14 protein-coding genes and 1 pseudogene are annotated in these 16,441 nt (G+C 61.6%); 6 read left to right on the top strand and 9 right to left on the bottom strand.

Going from position 1 to position 16,441, the window contains the following annotated elements; all coding sequences use genetic code 11:
* Position 1 precedes the first annotated feature (1 nt).
* Both murJ and ACVWVP_RS21570 read left to right on the top strand, forming a co-directional pair.
* Positions 2–1,411, top strand: coding sequence for a murein biosynthesis integral membrane protein MurJ (murJ, locus tag ACVWVP_RS21575; RefSeq protein ID WP_457407921.1), 1,410 nt, complete (start codon positions 2–4; stop codon positions 1,409–1,411).
* 37 nt (positions 1,412–1,448) lie between these two features.
* Entirely contained in the window at positions 1,449–2,498 is a 1,050-nt protein-coding gene (locus ACVWVP_RS21570) for an acyltransferase family protein (protein ID WP_457407919.1), read from the top strand.
* 45 nt (positions 2,499–2,543) lie between these two features.
* On the opposite strand, the gene ACVWVP_RS21565 is transcribed toward ACVWVP_RS21570, so the two are convergent.
* The 4 genes from ACVWVP_RS21565 to ACVWVP_RS21550 all read right to left on the bottom strand — a co-directional run bounded on the left by ACVWVP_RS21565 (position 2,544) and on the right by ACVWVP_RS21550 (position 6,953).
* A complete protein-coding gene (locus ACVWVP_RS21565) occupies positions 2,544–3,137 on the bottom strand; it encodes a DUF4174 domain-containing protein (RefSeq protein WP_457407916.1) in 594 nt (197 codons plus the stop codon).
* A gap of 165 nt (positions 3,138–3,302) precedes the next feature.
* Positions 3,303–3,935, bottom strand: a complete 633-nt coding sequence (locus tag ACVWVP_RS21560; RefSeq protein ID WP_178925957.1) for a glutathione S-transferase N-terminal domain-containing protein — start codon at positions 3,933–3,935, stop codon at positions 3,303–3,305.
* Positions 3,936–3,947: 12 nt separating this feature from the next.
* Complete coding sequence (locus ACVWVP_RS21555) at positions 3,948–4,526, bottom strand: GNAT family N-acetyltransferase (RefSeq protein WP_457407913.1); 579 nt, start codon at positions 4,524–4,526, stop codon at positions 3,948–3,950.
* 69 nt (positions 4,527–4,595) lie between these two features.
* Positions 4,596–6,953 (bottom strand): DNA polymerase II, encoded by a 2,358-nt coding sequence (locus tag ACVWVP_RS21550; protein ID WP_457407911.1) that lies wholly within the window; start codon positions 6,951–6,953, stop codon positions 4,596–4,598.
* A gap of 217 nt (positions 6,954–7,170) precedes the next feature.
* Here ACVWVP_RS21550 and ACVWVP_RS21545 point away from each other — a divergent pair, with 217 nt between their 5' ends.
* Both ACVWVP_RS21545 and ACVWVP_RS21540 read left to right on the top strand, forming a co-directional pair.
* Positions 7,171–9,402 (top strand): TonB-dependent receptor, encoded by a 2,232-nt coding sequence (locus tag ACVWVP_RS21545; RefSeq protein WP_457407909.1) that lies wholly within the window; start codon positions 7,171–7,173, stop codon positions 9,400–9,402.
* An 87-nt stretch (positions 9,403–9,489) separates the two neighbouring features.
* Positions 9,490–10,074 carry a hypothetical protein gene (locus tag ACVWVP_RS21540; RefSeq protein WP_457407906.1) on the top strand — a complete coding sequence of 195 codons (585 nt, stop codon included), beginning with the start codon at positions 9,490–9,492 and terminating at the stop codon, positions 10,072–10,074.
* Between the two features lie 101 nt (positions 10,075–10,175).
* Here the strand turns inward: ACVWVP_RS21540 and ACVWVP_RS21535 are convergent, their stop codons facing one another.
* The 3 genes and pseudogenes from ACVWVP_RS21535 to ACVWVP_RS21525 all read right to left on the bottom strand — a co-directional run bounded on the left by ACVWVP_RS21535 (position 10,176) and on the right by ACVWVP_RS21525 (position 11,318).
* Positions 10,176–10,634: an SRPBCC family protein gene (locus ACVWVP_RS21535; RefSeq protein WP_178925824.1), complete on the bottom strand. Its 459-nt coding sequence runs from the start codon at positions 10,632–10,634 to the stop codon at positions 10,176–10,178.
* 79 nt (positions 10,635–10,713) lie between these two features.
* A pseudogene (locus ACVWVP_RS21530) lies at positions 10,714–11,001 on the bottom strand (hypothetical protein); the annotation flags it as partial.
* Positions 10,917–11,318 carry a sigma factor gene (locus ACVWVP_RS21525; protein WP_457407903.1) on the bottom strand — a complete coding sequence of 134 codons (402 nt, stop codon included), beginning with the start codon at positions 11,316–11,318 and terminating at the stop codon, positions 10,917–10,919. The pseudogene ACVWVP_RS21530 and the gene ACVWVP_RS21525, both read right to left, overlap by 85 nt.
* 135 nt (positions 11,319–11,453) lie before the next feature.
* Here ACVWVP_RS21525 and ACVWVP_RS21520 point away from each other — a divergent pair, with 135 nt between their 5' ends.
* Positions 11,454–11,855: a GFA family protein gene (locus ACVWVP_RS21520; protein WP_178925823.1), complete on the top strand. Its 402-nt coding sequence runs from the start codon at positions 11,454–11,456 to the stop codon at positions 11,853–11,855.
* Between the two features lies 1 nt (position 11,856).
* Here the strand turns inward: ACVWVP_RS21520 and mrdA are convergent, their stop codons facing one another.
* Both mrdA and ACVWVP_RS21510 read right to left on the bottom strand, forming a co-directional pair.
* The gene (gene mrdA, locus ACVWVP_RS21515; RefSeq protein WP_259174370.1) at positions 11,857–13,749 is read right to left on the bottom strand and encodes a penicillin-binding protein 2; all 1,893 of its coding nucleotides are present in this window, start codon (positions 13,747–13,749) and stop codon (positions 11,857–11,859) included.
* Between the two features lie 134 nt (positions 13,750–13,883).
* Positions 13,884–15,299 (bottom strand): aldehyde dehydrogenase family protein, encoded by a 1,416-nt coding sequence (locus tag ACVWVP_RS21510; protein ID WP_457407899.1) that lies wholly within the window; start codon positions 15,297–15,299, stop codon positions 13,884–13,886.
* A gap of 102 nt (positions 15,300–15,401) precedes the next feature.
* Here ACVWVP_RS21510 and ACVWVP_RS21505 point away from each other — a divergent pair, with 102 nt between their 5' ends.
* Positions 15,402–16,292 carry a LysR family transcriptional regulator gene (locus tag ACVWVP_RS21505; RefSeq protein WP_457407897.1) on the top strand — a complete coding sequence of 297 codons (891 nt, stop codon included), beginning with the start codon at positions 15,402–15,404 and terminating at the stop codon, positions 16,290–16,292.
* Positions 16,293–16,441: the final 149 nt, after the last annotated feature.

The raw sequence follows: 16,441 nt of genomic DNA, 5'->3' as shown, positions 1-16,441 counted from the left end.
CATGCTCGGCTCCGCCGTCTGGCTGACCCTGGCGACCCTGCTGGGCCTGTGCCTGGGGTTCGCCCGTGAATGGTTGCTGGTGGCGGCCTGGGGTGCGGGAGAGCGCAGCGATGCGTTCCTGATCGCGCTGTTCTTGCCCGAAGCGTTACGCATGTCATTGGCCGGTGGCGTGCTCAGTGCCGCCGCGTTGCCGTTGTACCTGGAGCGCAAGGACGGCGAGCGCCTGGATTGGCTGGCGGTGCTGTTTCCGGCGTTGATGTTGATTGCCCTGGTCACAGGCCTGCTGCTGACGGTGTTGGCGCCCTGGCTGGTGCAGTTGCTCGGCCCCGGTTTGGCAACCAGCGCCACAGCCTTGGCCAGTAGCAACCTGCAGATCGTGGCCTGGTGCGTGCCGGGGTTGATGCTGCATGCGCTGTTCAGTATTCCGTTGCAGGCCAGCGAACGCTTTGTGCTGGCGGGGTTGGGCTCGCTGCTCTTCAACCTGCCGCCGGTGACCTACCTCGCCCTGGCCGGCACCGCCACGCAACCGCACTCCCTGGCATTGGCGTGCCTGGCCGGCAGCTTGTTGATGCCGTTGGCACTGCTGCCGTCGATCTGGCGCCTGGGCTGGCGGCCGTGGCGCTGGCAACTGTCCTTTACACCGCTGCGGGAATTGGGCCAACGCATCGGCCCATTGCTGTTGAGCAACGGCGCCAGCCAGGGCTTGGCGTTGATCGAGCGGCTGGTGGCGTCGTTGCTCGGTGAAGGCGCGGTGACCTGGGTCAACCTGGCGCGCAAGCTGATGAACCTGCCGCTGATTGCGCTGATGAGCCTCAACCAGGTACTGCTGGGCATGATGAGCCGGCGCCAGGGCGATGAGCGCCTGGCCCTGCTCAAGCGCGGCCTGGAAACCGCCAGCGTGCTGACCTTGCCGGCCGGTGTGGGCCTGGTGGCCGCCGCGCCGAGCCTGGTGGCCTTGCTGCTGCCCAAGCAATCGGCCGATTCGCCGTTGCCGTTGCTGCTGGCCTGGTTTGCCGTGCCGCTGGTGTTCGGTGCCTGGAACGCGTTGCTGGCGCGTTATGCCTACGCGGCCGGCGACACGCGCCAGCCGCTGCGTTGCGAACTGCTCGGCAGCCTGGTCAACGTTGTATTGCTCGGCGCCCTGCCCTTTGTGTTCGGCCTGGCGGGCATTCCGTTGGCGGCACTGGCGGGGGTGATCTGCACGGCGTTGCTGCTGATGCAGCGTCAATCGCTGCTCGGCGCCCTGCCCTGGGCCCGGCAATGGGGGCTCAGTGCGCTGGTGATGGGGTTGGCGGCGTTGGCGTTGTTTCGGATTGATGGCGTGTGGTTGCAATTGGGGCTGAGCACCCTGGCGGGTGCGGTGGTGTTGCTTGGGATGGGGCTGTGGTTGAAGCCGTGGCGCAAGGCGTGAGGCGCGCTACAGGGGTTTATCGAGAGGGAGAGGTCACGTGAAACATCGTTGGATTCAAATGGACATCGCCAAGGGCATCGGCATCTTGATGATCGTGTACGGTCACAGTTGGTTCGTGGCGAACTCGCTGGAGCTGCAGTACCCGATTATTGCCTCGTTCATATTGCCGCTGTTTTTTTTCCTGTCCGGTGTGTTCTTCAAGCCCGAGCAGCCGTTAGTGGAGATGGCGGTGCGCAAGGCCGACGGCCTGCTCAAGCCGTTTTTCTTCACCATGCTGGTTTATGTGATCGTACGCGACGTACTGCGCGGCCAACCCCTGCTACCGGACATCGGCGGCGTTCTATATGCCTCGGTGGATACCATTCCCTGGCAGGCGCTTTGGTTTCTGCCGCACTTCTGGGTAGCGATCCTGTTCAGTTGGGTGATGCTGCGCCTGATCCAGCGCCTGAAGCTGTCACTGCCGGTGAGCTGTCTGCTGATGGTGCTGCAACTGTTGATCGGCATCTGGATACTGCCGTGGTTCTGGCAAGTACCGGTGAGCATCGGTGGCCAGACCTGGGTGGTGCCCGGCCTGCCCTTCGGCCTCGAAATCACGCTGATCAGCAGCACCTACTTCATCTGCGGCTACCTGCTGCGCGACTGGCTGCGTCGGCACGAAGGATCGTGGCTGGCGCTGGTGATTTCGGTGGCGTTGTTCGCCGCCGTGTTCCTTGGCAGCCACGCCACCATGGACCTGGCGCAACGGCGCTATGACCACTGGCTGTGGACCAGCCTGCTGGCGGTGCTCGGCGTGTACGCGTGCTGGTCACTGGCGCGGGTGCTGATGGTGTCGACCCTCATCACACGGGCGATGACCTACATTGGCCAGAACACCCTGATCCTGCTGATCTTCCACGGTGAGATCCAGCACAAGACGGTTGACCTGCTGGAGCGGCTGGGGCTGCACGCGTTTGTCGCGGCGTGCGTGGGTTTTGTGGTGGCGGTGGTGGTGCCGTTGTTGATCGGGGAAGTGATCAAGCGGGTGGCGTTCTTGCGGTTCTTCTACTTCCCGTTCCCGGTGCGTAAGTCATCTCAAGAACAACGCTGAACAAATGTGGGAGCGGGCTTGCTCGCTCCCACAGGGGTTATGTGTTTAGTCGTCGAGTTGTTGGGGGGCTGGTTTGCTGCCGGGTTTTTCCGGCTTGGCCGGTTTGGCGGGCTTGGCCCCTTTGGCGGGAGGCGCCGCAGCAGGCTCGGGTTCGGCCGGTGCGGCCAGGTCTTTTTCAGCCTGGGGCATCTGGTCGATGGCGCTGAAGAATTCCTTCAGGTCGAGGGTGTCCGGTGGCACAGTCTTCTCGACTTTCTTCTCGCCGTCCTTGCCCACCAGAATCACCTTGGTACCGCTGCCGGCACCCAGCTTGAGGGCGCGGATCAGGGCGTTGGTTTCCGGTGGCGTGAGCTTTTTGCTGTCTTTGGGGTCCTTGGCGAACTTCTCGCCTTCGGCACCGATGCTGCCGAATGACACGGTGTAGAACACCATGTTGCGTTCTTCGAAGGACTGCTTGGTGGCGGGCTCGTTCAATTGCTTCTTGAGGGTGGCCAGGGTCGGGTTGCCGGAGTCCAGTTCCACCACCACCAGTGGGCGTGATTTGCCCAAATCCTGCTTGAGCGGGTTGATATCATCAGCGGCCAACAGCGGCCCCGTAAAAGCCATCAAGGTAGCCAGGGTCAGCGACCGGATGAGCATGCGCACCTCCTTTCAATTCCATGCAGGGTTCTTGAGTTTCATGTCTGCGACAGTCAAATTCAAGGATGATTCCTACACCACTTTAAGAAAGCGTAGGTCAGGACGCCCGCTACGCAAGGGGTTGGACCGGGTCTGCGGTGATTGTTTCCACTGATTACGGAAACATCATGAGACCTTCCACTGCGGCCAATGCCGTGCAAACACGGGGGCCACGATGGGGTCGGCGTCCACTTGGGCCAGGGTTTGTGCAAAGCCCGGGGCGAGGCCGTTCAACGCCTCCCGTGATTCGTCCCAACGCGACACTGCCGCCGCCATCAGGCCCAGTGCATTCGGCTCGCCGCTTGGAGCAAACAACTGCTCGGCAAACTGGTCGGCGAACACCACCCAGGCCTGGTGCAGGTAGCGCCGGGTGCCGGTGACCAGCTGTGTCTGCACCGTTTCATTGACGTTGCCCAGCCAGCGTTGCGGGTAGTCGATGATGCCGATGGCCGAGTAGCAATTGGCGGCGATGTACACCAGGCCGCGGATGACCTGTGCACGGTTGCCGCCCAGCAGGTCGGCGCCCGGAAATTCCAGGCCCAGGTGGATCAGGATCGCGGCGCTCTCCGTCAGCACCTGGCCATCCGGCGTCACCAAAGTGGGCACCTGCTTGAGCGGGTTGATGCGCGCCAGTTCATCACTGCCCTCGCCCTCGGCCCATGAGGCCGCGTCGACCCGTCGCCACGGCACCGCGCAGCGCTGCAGGGCGATTTCGATCATGCAGGAGCCGGATTCGTCGATGCCATAAAGCGTGTACATGGGCCTTTCCTCCTAGCGTTGCAGTTTGGCCTGCAAACCGGCCTTCACCTGCGGCCATTCCGAATCGATGATGCTGAAGCGCACCGAGTTGCGCTTGCGCCCGTCGGGCATGATGCGTTCGTGGCGCACGATGCCTTCCTGCACGGCGCCCAGGCGCAGGATCGCGGCGCGAGATTTCTCGTTGAGTTCGTCGGTGGTGAATTGTACGCGCACGCAGTCGAGTACTTCGAAGGCGTAGGTCAGCAACAGCAGTTTGGCTTCGGTGTTGACCGCACTTTTTTGCGTGGATTGCGCCAACCAGGTGTGGCCGATTTCCAGCTTGCGGTTGATCCGGTCGACCTTCCAGAACCGCGTACTGCCCACCACCTGGCCGCTGTCACGGCGCACGATGGTGAACGGAATGACGGTGCCCGCATCACGCCCGGCCAGGGCGGTGTCGATGTACTGATCGACGGTGTCCGGCCCCGGGACGTTGGTGACCTTGAGGTCCCACAGTTCGCCATCGGCGGCGGCGTCGAGCAAGGCGGCCTTGTGGTCGCGGAGCAGGGGTTGGAGTTCGACCGTGGTGCCGGTCAGGGTGATCTGGGTCATGGAGGTGCTGCCGTCTGAGGGTCGTCAGAGACAGAGAGTGCAGGCTTGCGCCCGCACGAATCAAGCGTTTTAAAACAGGCCCATTTGCCCACCCACCAGGGTGCTGAAATCGTCGTCCACGAACGGCAGGATCGCGTCGGCCACCGGCTGCAATTGCCGGGTGACGTAGTGGTCGTAGTCGATGGGCGCCTGGCGCACTTCCAGCGGTTCGGGGCCATTGACGCTGATCACGTAGCTGATCCAGCCACCGCGCTGGTACTGGCGCGGACGCCCCAGGCGATCGTTGTAGTCATCCGCCAGGCGCGCGGCACGCACATGGGGCGGCACGTTGCGCTCGTAGTCGTCCAGTTGACGGCGCAGGCGCTTGCGGTAGATCAGCAGGTCGTCCAGTTCGCCGCTCAGGGTGCGCCGCACGTAGTCACGCACGTAGTCCTGATGGGGCTGGCGATGGAAGATGCGTTGATAAAGCTCCTGCTGGAACTGCCGCGCCAGGGGCGACCAGTCGCTGCGCACGGTTTCCAGGCCTTTGTAGACCATTTCTTCGCTGCCATCGCCACGCACCACCAGGCCGGCGTAGCGCTTTTTGCTGCCCTCCTCCGCACCACGGATGGTGGGCATGAGGAAGCGGCTGAAGTGGGTTTCGTACTGCAATTCCAAGGCGCTTTGCAGGCCGAACTCGCTGCGCAAGTGCTCGCGCCACCAGTCGTTGACGTGCTGCACCAGCGCCAGGCCGATGCGGCTGGCGTCGTCCTGGGAATGGGCACTGCCGAGCCAGACGAAGGTGGAGTCGGTGTCGCCGTAGATCACCTCATACCCCTGGGCCTCTACCAGCGCGCGGGTCTGGCGCATGATCTGGTGGCCGCGCATCGTGATCGAGGACGCCAGGCGCGTATCGAAGAAGCGACAGCCGCTGGAGCCCAGCACGCCGTAGAAGGCGTTCATGATGATTTTGAGGGCCTGGGACAGCGGCGCGTTGTGTTCGCGCTTGGCCACTTCGCGGCCTTCGGAAACCCGCGCGACGATGGACGGCAGGCAGTGTCGGGTGCGGGAGAAACGCGCACCGCGAAAGCCCTCTACCGACTCGCTGTCATCGGGGTGCTTGAGGCCTTCGACCAGGCCCACCGGGTCGATGAGGAAGCTGCGGATGATCGACGGGTAGAGGCTTTTGTAGTCGAGCACCAGCACTGATTCGTAGAGGCCGGGGCGCGAGTCCATGACAAATCCACCGGGGCTGGCCTGGGGTGGTTTGTCGCCCAGGTTTGGCGCGACGAAACCCTGGCGGTGCATCAGCGGCATGTACAGGTGGGTGAAGGCGGCGACGGAACCGCCGCTGCGGTCGGCGGGCAGGCCGGTAACGCTGGCCCGTTCCAACAGGAACTTGAGCAGCTCGGTCTTCTCGAAAATCCGCGTGACCAGCTCGCAGTCCTTGAGGTTGTAGCGCGCCAAGGCGGGCTTGTCCTCGGCGAACATGCGGTTGATTTCATCCATGCGCTGGTACGGCGTGGAGATGTCCTTGCCTTCGCCGAGCAGGGTTTGCGCGACGTTCTCCAGGCTGAAGGATTCAAAACTCCAGGTGGCCGAACGCAGGGCTTCGATGCCGTCGATGATCAGGCGCCCCGCCGCCGCCGCAAAGAAATGGGTGCGGTTGCCGTGCTCGCGCCAGGCCATGGGCTCGTCGCCCCGGCCTAGCATCAACGGCACCTTGAGGCGCTGGGCATGTTCATGGAGCACACGCAGGTCGAACTGCACCAGGTTCCAGCCGATGATTGCATCGGGGTCGTGCTGGGCCAGCCATTGATTAAGGCGTTCGAGCAATTGGGCGCGGGTGTCGCAGTAGTCGAGTTTGAAGTCAACCGCGTCGGCCTTGTTGGGCGGACCGAGCATGTACACCTGGCGCTCGCCGCAGCCTTCGAGGGCGATGGAATAGAGATCGCCCTGGGCGGTGGTCTCGATGTCGAGGGACACCAGCTTGAGCGGCGGACGGTAGTCGGGGGCGGGCTTCATCTGCGCCTCGGACAGCGCACCGTTGGCGTCGGGGGTGCCGCCGAACCACACCGGGGCGGTGATGAAACGCTCCATCATGTAGCGCTCGGGCGGGCGCACGTCGCCTTCATAGACATCGACACCGGCTGCGCGCAGGCGCTTTTCCACGTCCATGGCCTGGCGGTGCTGGCGGGTGTAGAGGCCCAACACCGGGCGATGATGAAAGTCCTGCAATTGCAGCGGGCGCAGCTCGATCTCGCGCTCGCCCTTGAGCAACCCGTCCAGTGGCTTGCGGTGGGCCTCGGGGATAAACATCACCGACGTCTGCATGGGGAGTCGGATAAACCGCGGGCCGGCGTCGGTGGCCAGCCAGAAGCTGACCTCCGTGCCCGTCGGGGTATCGCGCCAATGCCGGGTCAGGACAAAACCCTGCTGTAAATCCACCGTACCGCACCTCTGGAATCGCTTTCAGGGCGTGATTCTACTCGGCATCTGCACAAACGCGGCACGTTAACGCGCACGCAGACCGCAATCCGACAAATTTGTTGCAAAACATTAATAACAATCACTATCATTTGCATCGGAGTCGTATCCGCGCAGCGAGGACGCGCAACGTTGTTGCCCCATTCCTCACAGTGACGGTTCGCCGTCAGGATCGACCATGCCCACCCGTACCCGACTTTCCGTGCCGTTTCGCCCCACCCTGCTCGCCCTTTGCTGCTCCTTGAGCCTTGGCGCTCACGCTGCCGCCCCCGTCACCCCGCAGGATGCGAATAACCGTCAGGACGGCAACACACTGGAATTGGGCGCCACCAACATCAACGCCGATGCGCCAGCGCCAAGCGCCCTGCCCCCAGTCTATGCCGGTGGCCAAGTGGCACGCGGTGGCCAGTTGGGTGTGCTGGGCAACCAGGACATCATGGACGCGCCGTTCAGCATGGCGTCCTACACCGAAAAACTGATCCGCGACCAACAGGCGCAAACCGTCGGCGATGTGTTGCTCAACGACTCCTCGGTGCGCCAGGCGTCAGGGTATGCCAACCAATCGCAGGCCTTTGTGATTCGTGGCCTGCCGCTCAATGGCGACGATATCTCGTTCAACGGCCTGTACGGCATCGTGCCGCGCCAGCTCATGTCCACCGATGCCCTGGAGCGGGTTGAAGTGTTCAAGGGCCCCAACGCCTTCATCAATGGCGTGACCCCAGGCGGTTCAGGCATTGGGGGCGGTGTGAACCTGCAACCCAAGCGCGCCGACGACGTGCCGCTGCGCCGCTTCAGCACCGACATCAGCAACGACGGCCGGGTGGGCGAACACCTGGACATCGGCCAGCGCTTCGGCGAAGACAACCGCTTCGGCGCGCGGGTGAACCTCTCCCAGCGCGAAGGCGATACCGGTGTGGACGATGAGAGCCAGCGCTCGAAGCTGTTCTCGGTCGGCCTGGACTACCGTGGTGATGCCCTGCGCTTGTCGGGAGACTTCGTGTACCAGAAGCAGCAGGTCAACGGCGGGCGCAACTCGGTGTTCCTCGGGCAAACACTGACCCACATTCCCGACGCCCCTTCGGCCGACACCAACTACGCGCCTAGCTGGGCGACCACCAGCCTGGAAGATACCTTCGGCATGCTGCGTGGCGAGTACGACCTCAACGACAACTGGACGGCCTACCTTGCAGCCGGTGCCAAGCACACCAACGAGATCGGGCGTTACTCTTCGACCACCGTGAACGACACCCTGGGCAACGCCACCGTGACCGGCTCGCGCATCGCTCACCAGGAAGACAACACCAGCCTGATGGCCGGCCTCAACGGCAAGTTCCAGACCGGCGCCGTCAGCCATAAACTGAACGTCGGTTTGACCGGGATCTGGACCCAGTCTCGCAATGCCTACGACTTTGACTTCACCGAGCACGCCAGCAATATCTACAACCCGGTCGACGTGGCGCAGCCGGTCAAGGGCAGCTTCACGGGTGGCGACATGAACGACCCGGGCATCACCGCCAAGACCTTCGCCCGCAGTGCAGCGGTGTCGGACACCTTTGGTTTCCTGGATGACCGCGTGCTGTTCACCGCCGGCCTGCGCCGTCAGGAACTGGTGGTACAAGGCTATGCCTACGGCACCGGCGAGCGCACGGCCAACTATGACAAGGGCATCACCACGCCGGTGTACGGCCTGGTGTTCAAACCGTGGGACCATGTGTCGTTCTACGCCAACCATATCGAAGGCCTGGCGTCCGGGCCGACCGCACCGACAACCTTTGCCGGCGCCAACGTGACCAACAAGAACCAGACCTTCGCACCCGCCCGCTCGAAGCAGACCGAGGCCGGGGTGAAAGTGGACATGGGCAGCTACGGCGCAACGCTGGGTGTGTACCGCATCGAACAACCGACCCAGGGTTACTCTGAGCTGAACGGGGATGGCACCGCGACGTTTGTGTTCCAGGGTGAGCAGGTCAACAAGGGCGTCGAGTTGAACGTCTTCGGCGAGCCTGTTGCCGGCCTGCGCCTGCTGGGCGGCGCGACGATCATCCACACCGAAGTCAGCGGTACCGCGGGCGGCGCCAATGACGGCAACCGTGCGGTCGGCGTGCCTTCGTTCCAGCTCAACGCCGGGGTAGATTGGGATGTGCCAGGCCTGCAAGGCGTGACGGTCAACGGCCGCATGCTGCGTACCGGTGGCCAGTACGCCGACGCCGCCAACAACTTGAGCCTGCCAACGTGGAACCGCTTCGATGTGGGTGCACGCTACAGCTTCAAGGTGCAACAGCGTGATGTGACGCTGGGCGCGACCGTGGAGAACGTCGCGAACACCAAGTACTGGGAGTCGGCACTCGGGGGTTACCTGACCCAGGGCGATCCGCGCGTGGCCAAGCTGTCGGCGACGGTGGATTTCTAAACGTTTGACTGGAGGGCAAGCCGGCGCAGTTGCGCATCGCCGGCTCGCCACTAGACTCAGGGCTTCACTCACAGGGAAGTCCACTCAATGAACACTATTCGCACGCTTCGCCAGGCCATTGCCCTGGCCACACTTTTGGCCGCCGGCAACCTCGCCTACGCCGCCGACATCCCGCTGTCCAAATCCCTTGAAGCCGATGAAGTGACCACCAAGGTGCTGTCGGTGGATGCTGCCAAGCATCAAGTGGTGCTGGTGGGCGCCCAAGGCAACCCGGTGCATGTGCAGCTCAGCGAGGATGCCAAGGACCTGGGCAATCTCAAGGTAGGTGATCAAGTCAAAGTGCTGACCACCCATTCGGTTGCGGCCGTGCTCGATACCGACATCGACAAAAGTGCACCGGATGCCAGTGAAAAAACCGGCGTAATCCGTGCGACCGCCGACAACCCGAACCCCGGCGGCGCAGCGTTCCGCCAGGTGCAGGTGCAGTTGAAGATCACCCACATCGACCTGAAGAAAAACCAGGTCACCCTGGAAAACCCGACGGGGGCGACCAAGGTGCTGAATGTGGAAAAACCAGAGATTCGTGCGGGGCTTAAAGACCTCAAGGTGGGGCAGAGTGTGTTGGTGACCTTCACCGACACCCTGGAAATCACCACGGCCCACGAAGGCTGACAGCTTGTAGTGAGCGGGCTTGCCCCGCGCAGCGGTGTGTCAAGTTAGCTTCAGGTGGCTGGTACACCGCCGCGCGGGGCAAGCCCGCTCACTACAAGAGGTCAGGCTTGGTTGAGGTAGGTTTCGATGTTGCCCATTTGTTCGTCCCAGCCACGGGAATTCATCTTGAAAGCTTTTTGGCGACGGGCTTCGGGCACGGCATTAAAACCGGATTCCACCACCCGCAGCAGAATGCCAGGAGCCCGGTCTTCGATGGTGAATTCCACCAGGGTGGGCGTCTCCTTGTCGTAATCGACCCCTTTCTCGACCGCATAAGGGTGCCACCAGAAAGAAAACAGGGTTTGCGGCAGGATGCGTTCGATCCTGGCCTTCCAGGTCACATGCTCGTAACCCGGGTAAGTGATCGGCGCTTCGAGGGTTTCCCCGGCAGCGAAGGCTTTGCCCTTGAGGGCGATACCGAACCAGCTGCCAAACTGTTCGGCATCGGTGAGTGCCTCCCACACCTGCTTACGTGAAGCATTGAGCAGGACTTTTCGTTCGATGCGATCTAGTACATGCATAAGTCACCTCCTCCATTGACAGTAGGCGACATCGACCAATGCGCAACCTTTTCGGCCACGCACTGGCAGTGCTAGACCCTCAGAATTTCCACTTGGCGTTGACCATCGCATTACGCGGCTCGCCGTAGGAGCCAGAGTTGAACGTGCCCATGCCGTCGTAGTATTTCTTGTCGAACAGGTTGTTGACGTTCAGCCCCACGGACAGGTGCTCGTCCACCTGGTAGTTGGCCGGCACTTCGTTGAGCGTGGACAGGTGCTGGTCATCCACCAGTTGGCGGGTGACTACGCTGACCGACTGCGGCGTTTCGCGCAGGGACAGCGGCAGCTTGGTCGCAGTGCTGGTGGCGCCGGTGGTGTAGGAACCTTCCGGCGAAATGGCAGAGCCTTGCGGTTGTTCAGCCAAGGCCTGGAGGTATGCTTGCTCAAGGGCTTTGTGGCGAAACTGTCGATCATCACGCGCTTGGCAACCGTCACCAGAAAGTGCCGGGGCTCTTTCAATTCAGCGGCCACGGGCTGAATGCGTTCGGCCAGCAACAAGCGGACAAAGGTGTCTTGAGCCAGTTCCGCCGCCTGCTGTGAGCAACCCAGGCGTGCGCGCAGCCAACTGACCAGCAAACGGTGGTGATCGCCGTAGAGCTGCCCAACGGGTTCACGAGAAGTGTGAGGCACAGCAGACAGAGGCATAGTGATGTTGCGTACGAATGAGAACGCCTTGCAATTTAAAGCAATGTAGGAATAAGGGTAACGACTTGTATGACTCTAATGCGCAGCGTGCCCGCAAAAGGTAGATTGTGCCCTCCCCCTTTGAGATGGCACGCAATGAGTCAACAGCTCCACGGAAGTTGTTTTTGCAAGGCTGTGCAGTATCAACTCGACAGCCTGGATATGCCCATCAGCCACTGCCACTGCGAAAGCTGCCGCAAAGTGCATGCGGCGCCTTTTGTGGCAACCGCAGGGGTGATGCGCGAGCACTTTCGCTGGACACAAGGTGAGGCGCTTTTATCCTCGTATGAATCTTCGCCGGGCAAGCTCAGGCATTTCTGCTCTCGCTGCGGCTCACATCTGATGGCCGAGCGAGGGCATCAACCCCATGTGATTGTGCGAGTGGCGACGCTGGACGATGATCCTGGCGTACGGCCCACCTCGCACATCTGGACAGCCCACGATGTGCCATGGCTGGCACATGAAGGCGTGGAGCAGTGGGACGCGTGGAAGGTGTGACTCAGACGTGCGGGTCTCCGGGCGCCTTGGCGGGCGTCGCATATTGCGGCTTCAGGTGACCGTCCTGATCCAGTAGCCAGGCGTCCATGATCTGCCGCACCACCGGGCCCGCCACGCGGCCACCGGCCTCGCCGTTCTCGATCATCACCGAGATCACGATCTTCGGATGTTCCGCTGGCGCAAACCCCACGAACAAGGCGTTGTCACGGTGGCGCTCCAGCGTCTTGTTACGGTCGTAGCGTTCGCCCTGCTTGATCGCGACCACCTGCGCCGTACCACTCTTGCCGGCGATACGGTACTGCGCACCCTGTGCGGCCGCCCGCGCGATACCACGCGGATCATGCATAACCAGCTGCATGCCGTGGTTGACCTGCTCCCAGTCGCGCGGGTCCTTGAGGACCACGTTCGGCATCGGGTTATTATCCACAGGCGGCACGCCGTTGATCGTCTTGGCCAGGTGCGGTCGGTTCCACACGCCTTTGTTGGCGATCAGCGCGGTGGCCTGGGCCAATTGCAGCGGCGTGACCTGCATGTAGCCCTGGCCGATGCCAAGGATCACGGTTTCACCCGGGAACCAGGGCTGGCGGCGGGTTGCGCGCTTCCAGGCTTGGGATGGCATCAGGCCTGCTGACTCTTCGAACATGTCCAGGGACACTTTCTGGCCAAGGCCGAATTCGGCCAGGTAATCGTGCAGACGATCAATGCCGAGCTTGTGGGCCAAGTCATAGAAGTAGGTGTCGTTGGACCGCATGATCGCGGCATCCATGTCCACCCAGCCGTCGCCGCTGTGGTTCCAGTTGCGGTATTTGTGGTCAAAATCGGGCAACTGGTAGTAACCGGGGTCGAACACGCGGGTTTGCGCTGTGACCACACCGCTGTCGAGGCCAGCGATGGCCACCTCGGGTTTGATGGTCGAACCCGGCGCGTACAGCCCGCGCAGTACCCGATTGAATAGCGGGCGGTCGATGGAATCGTGCAGGGCGGCGTATTCCTTGAAGCTGATCCCGGTCACAAAACTGTTGGGGTCGAAGCTCGGCTTGCTGACCATGGCCAGTACTTCGCCGGTCTGCGGGTCGAGGGCGACCACCGAACCGCGACGATCGCCCAGCGCTTCTTCAGCGGCTTCCTGGAGGTGAACGTCGAGGCTCAATACGATGTTTTTGCCGGGAATCGGGTCGGTGTGCTTGAGCACGCGCAACACACGGCCCTGGGCGTTGGTCTCGACCTCTTCGTAGCCTACGTGGCCGTGCAGTTCGGACTCGTAGAAGCGTTCGATACCGGTTTTGCCGATGGACTGGGTACCGCGGTATTCCACCGAGTCGAGGGCCTTGGATTCTTTCTCGTTGATGCGGCCGACGTAGCCAATGGAATGGGCGAAATGCGCGCCCAATGGATAGTGGCGGACAAATTGCGGCTCGACGTCTACGCCAGGCAAACGGAATTCGTTCACCGCCAATACAGCGATCTGTTCTTCGGTCAGCTCATAGAACAGCGTGACGGGCACAAAAGGATGGCGAGCCTGCTTGAGCGCCTTGTCAAACACGGCGCGGTCTTCGGCTGGCAGATGCAACAGGCTGACGATAGCGTCCAGTTCGCCCTTGAGGTCGGTGGTGCGCTCGCGGGTGATGGTCAGGTTGTAACTGGGGCGGTTGTCAGCGAGGACGACGCCGTTGCGGTCATAGATCAGCCCGCGGGTCGGCGTGATCGGCAATACATGGACGCGGTTGTTTTCAGAAATCGTGGAGTGGTAGTCGTACTGCACCACCTGCAGAAAATACATGCGCCCAACCAGGGCGCAGGTGATGCCAATCACCAGCAGTGCGCAGGCAAGCAGGCGCTTGTTGACCAGGCGGTTTTCTTTTTCGTGATCCTTGATCGGTATCGGTTCAGGCATTTCTACAGCATCTCGTTGAAGAAGGTCGACGCCGCATCCTGCGGATAAAAGATCAATCCTTGTGAAAATGTGCTGCACCATACCAAAAATGCAGAAACACTTTGCATCGATTTCCCCAACGGCATGCCGTTTTGTCAGGACAGGACGGATTTTGGCTCCAGAAATGCCTCCAAACCGAACGTCCCGCACTCGCGGCCGATACCTGACTGTTTGAACCCACCAAAGGGGGCGCGAGGTTCGTGGGCCAACGTATTGATAAGCACGCGGCCCGCCTCGATGCGCGTGGCCAGTGCGTGGGCCTTTGGCAGATCCGAAGACAGGATGTACGCCTGGAGGCCGTAGGCCGTGTCATTGGCTATCGCCAGGGCTTCTTCCTCGTCGCTGTAGGTGATGATCGACAGGACGGGGCCGAAAATCTCTTCACGAGCGATGGTCATCTGGTTCGACACACGGCTGAAGACCGTAGGTTTCACAAACCAACCCGTGGTGACGCCCTCTGGCAATCCTGGACCACCGGCCAATAAGCGGGCGCCCTCTTCCATGCCGATGTGTATGTATCGCTGGACGCGCTGCCATTGCTTGAGGCTCACCATGGGGCCAACGCTGGTGGCTGGATCATTGGGATCGCCTGCCTGGACCTTCGCCACTTCCTCGACCATCAATGCTTCGACTTCTGCCAGGCGGTGGGCGGGTACAAGAATGCGGGTGCCGGCGATACAGGCTTGGCCGCTGTTCATGAAACCGGCTTGAATGGCCATGGGTACAGCGCTAGCGAGATCGGCATCCTCGAGAATCAGTACCGGAGATTTCCCACCCAATTCGAGCGTGATTCGTTTCAAGGTTTCAGCGCCGGCACGCAGGATTTGTTTGCCGACGGCGGTAGACCCGGTGAACGAGACTTTCGCAATATCCGGGTGCGTGCTCAGCACGGCACCGACGGTTTCACCTCGGCCCGTGACGATGTTGAACACTCCTGGCGGCAAACCCGCTTCGTGCAACGCGCGCGTGACGATGGAGGTCTGCAGGGCGCTCATTTCGCTGGGTTTTATCACCGCCGTACACCCGGCGGCTAACGCCGCAGCCAGCTTGCCGCAGATGAAACCGGCATTGCTGTTCCAAGGTGTGATGAGCCCGGCAACGCCGAGGGGTTGCAGGGTCACTTCGGCAATACCGATGCGCCGTGTAAAGACGTAATCATCCAATACGTTTGCGGCGTCCAGCAGCACGCTCGCGGCATGCTTGGCCATCCATTGCGCACGCGATAACGGCGCTCCGTACTCAAGAATAATGGCGGCAGTGAGCTCCGCTTCTACAGAGGCTACGGCTGCGTGCATGCGCTTGAGGTAAATAACGCGCGTCGCTTTGGGTGTACGGGAAAACTCGGGAAATGCCTGCTTGGCGGCGCTGATCGCGCTGATTGCGTCGTGCTCGTCAGCCAGGCGGACCTGAGCAATGGGCTCGGCGGTCGCGGGGTTGAACAGGTCGAATCGTTCTTCACCGTGGGGCGTCACGAACTGACCATTTATGTAGATCTGGTTGATCTGAAGCATGGAGCCTCCGAAGGCACTCAATTGGTATGCCCTACGGTAAGCCACTATGATTGATCTGATAATCCGCACAAATCGGAACGACTTGATGAGTAATTCAGGACAATGAACACATCGGGATTGAACGAGCTGGAAGCAATCTTGGCAGTCGCCCGGCATCGCAGCTTTCGGGCGGCGGCGACAGAGTTGAATGTGTCGACGTCGGCGCTGAGTCACTCGGTCGCCGCGCTTGAGGCACGAATGGGTGTGCGATTGTTCAATCGCACGACGCGCAGCGTGTCCCTTTCGGAGATTGGCGCGGAGTTTGTGCGCACGGTGACGCCCGCCCTGTCGACCATCCGTATGGCGCTTGAACAAGCGGGGAATAGTCAGGCCGCACCGAGCGGTACTCTGCGCCTTAATACTTCAGCAGGCGCCGCCAAGCAGGTGATGCCACTGCTGCTGGAGTACATGCAGCGCTATCCGCAAATGAAGGTGGATATCGTCACTGAAGGGCGCCTTGTCGATATCGTGGCGCAAGGATTTGATGCCGGGATCCGCCTGGGCGATAGCGTTGCGCAAGATATGATCGCTGTCGATATCAGTCCGCCTCAGCGGTTCGCGGTATTGGGCAGCCCTGCCTACTTTGCCAGGCGCCCTGCCCCTTTAAGCCCCCTGGATCTGGGCGCCCATGAGTGCATACGCAGTCGAATGCCGAGCGGTGCGATCTATCGTTGGGAGTTTGCACGTCACGGTGAAGCGATTGCGGTGGATGTACAAGGTGCGCTGACACTTGATAACCCCACTTTGATGCTTCAAGCCGCCAGAGCGGGAATGGGGCTTACTTACCTGACGGAATGGAACGCCGCCACGGACCTCACGCAAGGAACACTGGTACGCGTGCTGGAAGACTGGACGCCCGCCTATGACAAGCTGCGCCTCTATTACCCGGGCCGACGCCATGTGCCTGCCGGGTTGAGGGCGCTTATTGAGTTGATCAGGGAGAAGGGGTTTTGATGTGAAGGGGCTTGGGCTTAGGCTCATGGGTGAGCGTCGCTGATAGTAAGGTCTGCTTTTCGACCGCCCAAAACAAAACCCCATCTGCTTTCGCAAATGGGGTTTCGGAATTTAATCTTGACGATGACCTACTCTCACATGGGGAAACC

The organism is Pseudomonas sp. TE24901, assembly GCF_054058375.1.
The sequence above is the reverse complement of the archived record's forward strand: the minus strand, read 5'-3'. Positions and strand labels throughout refer to the sequence as shown.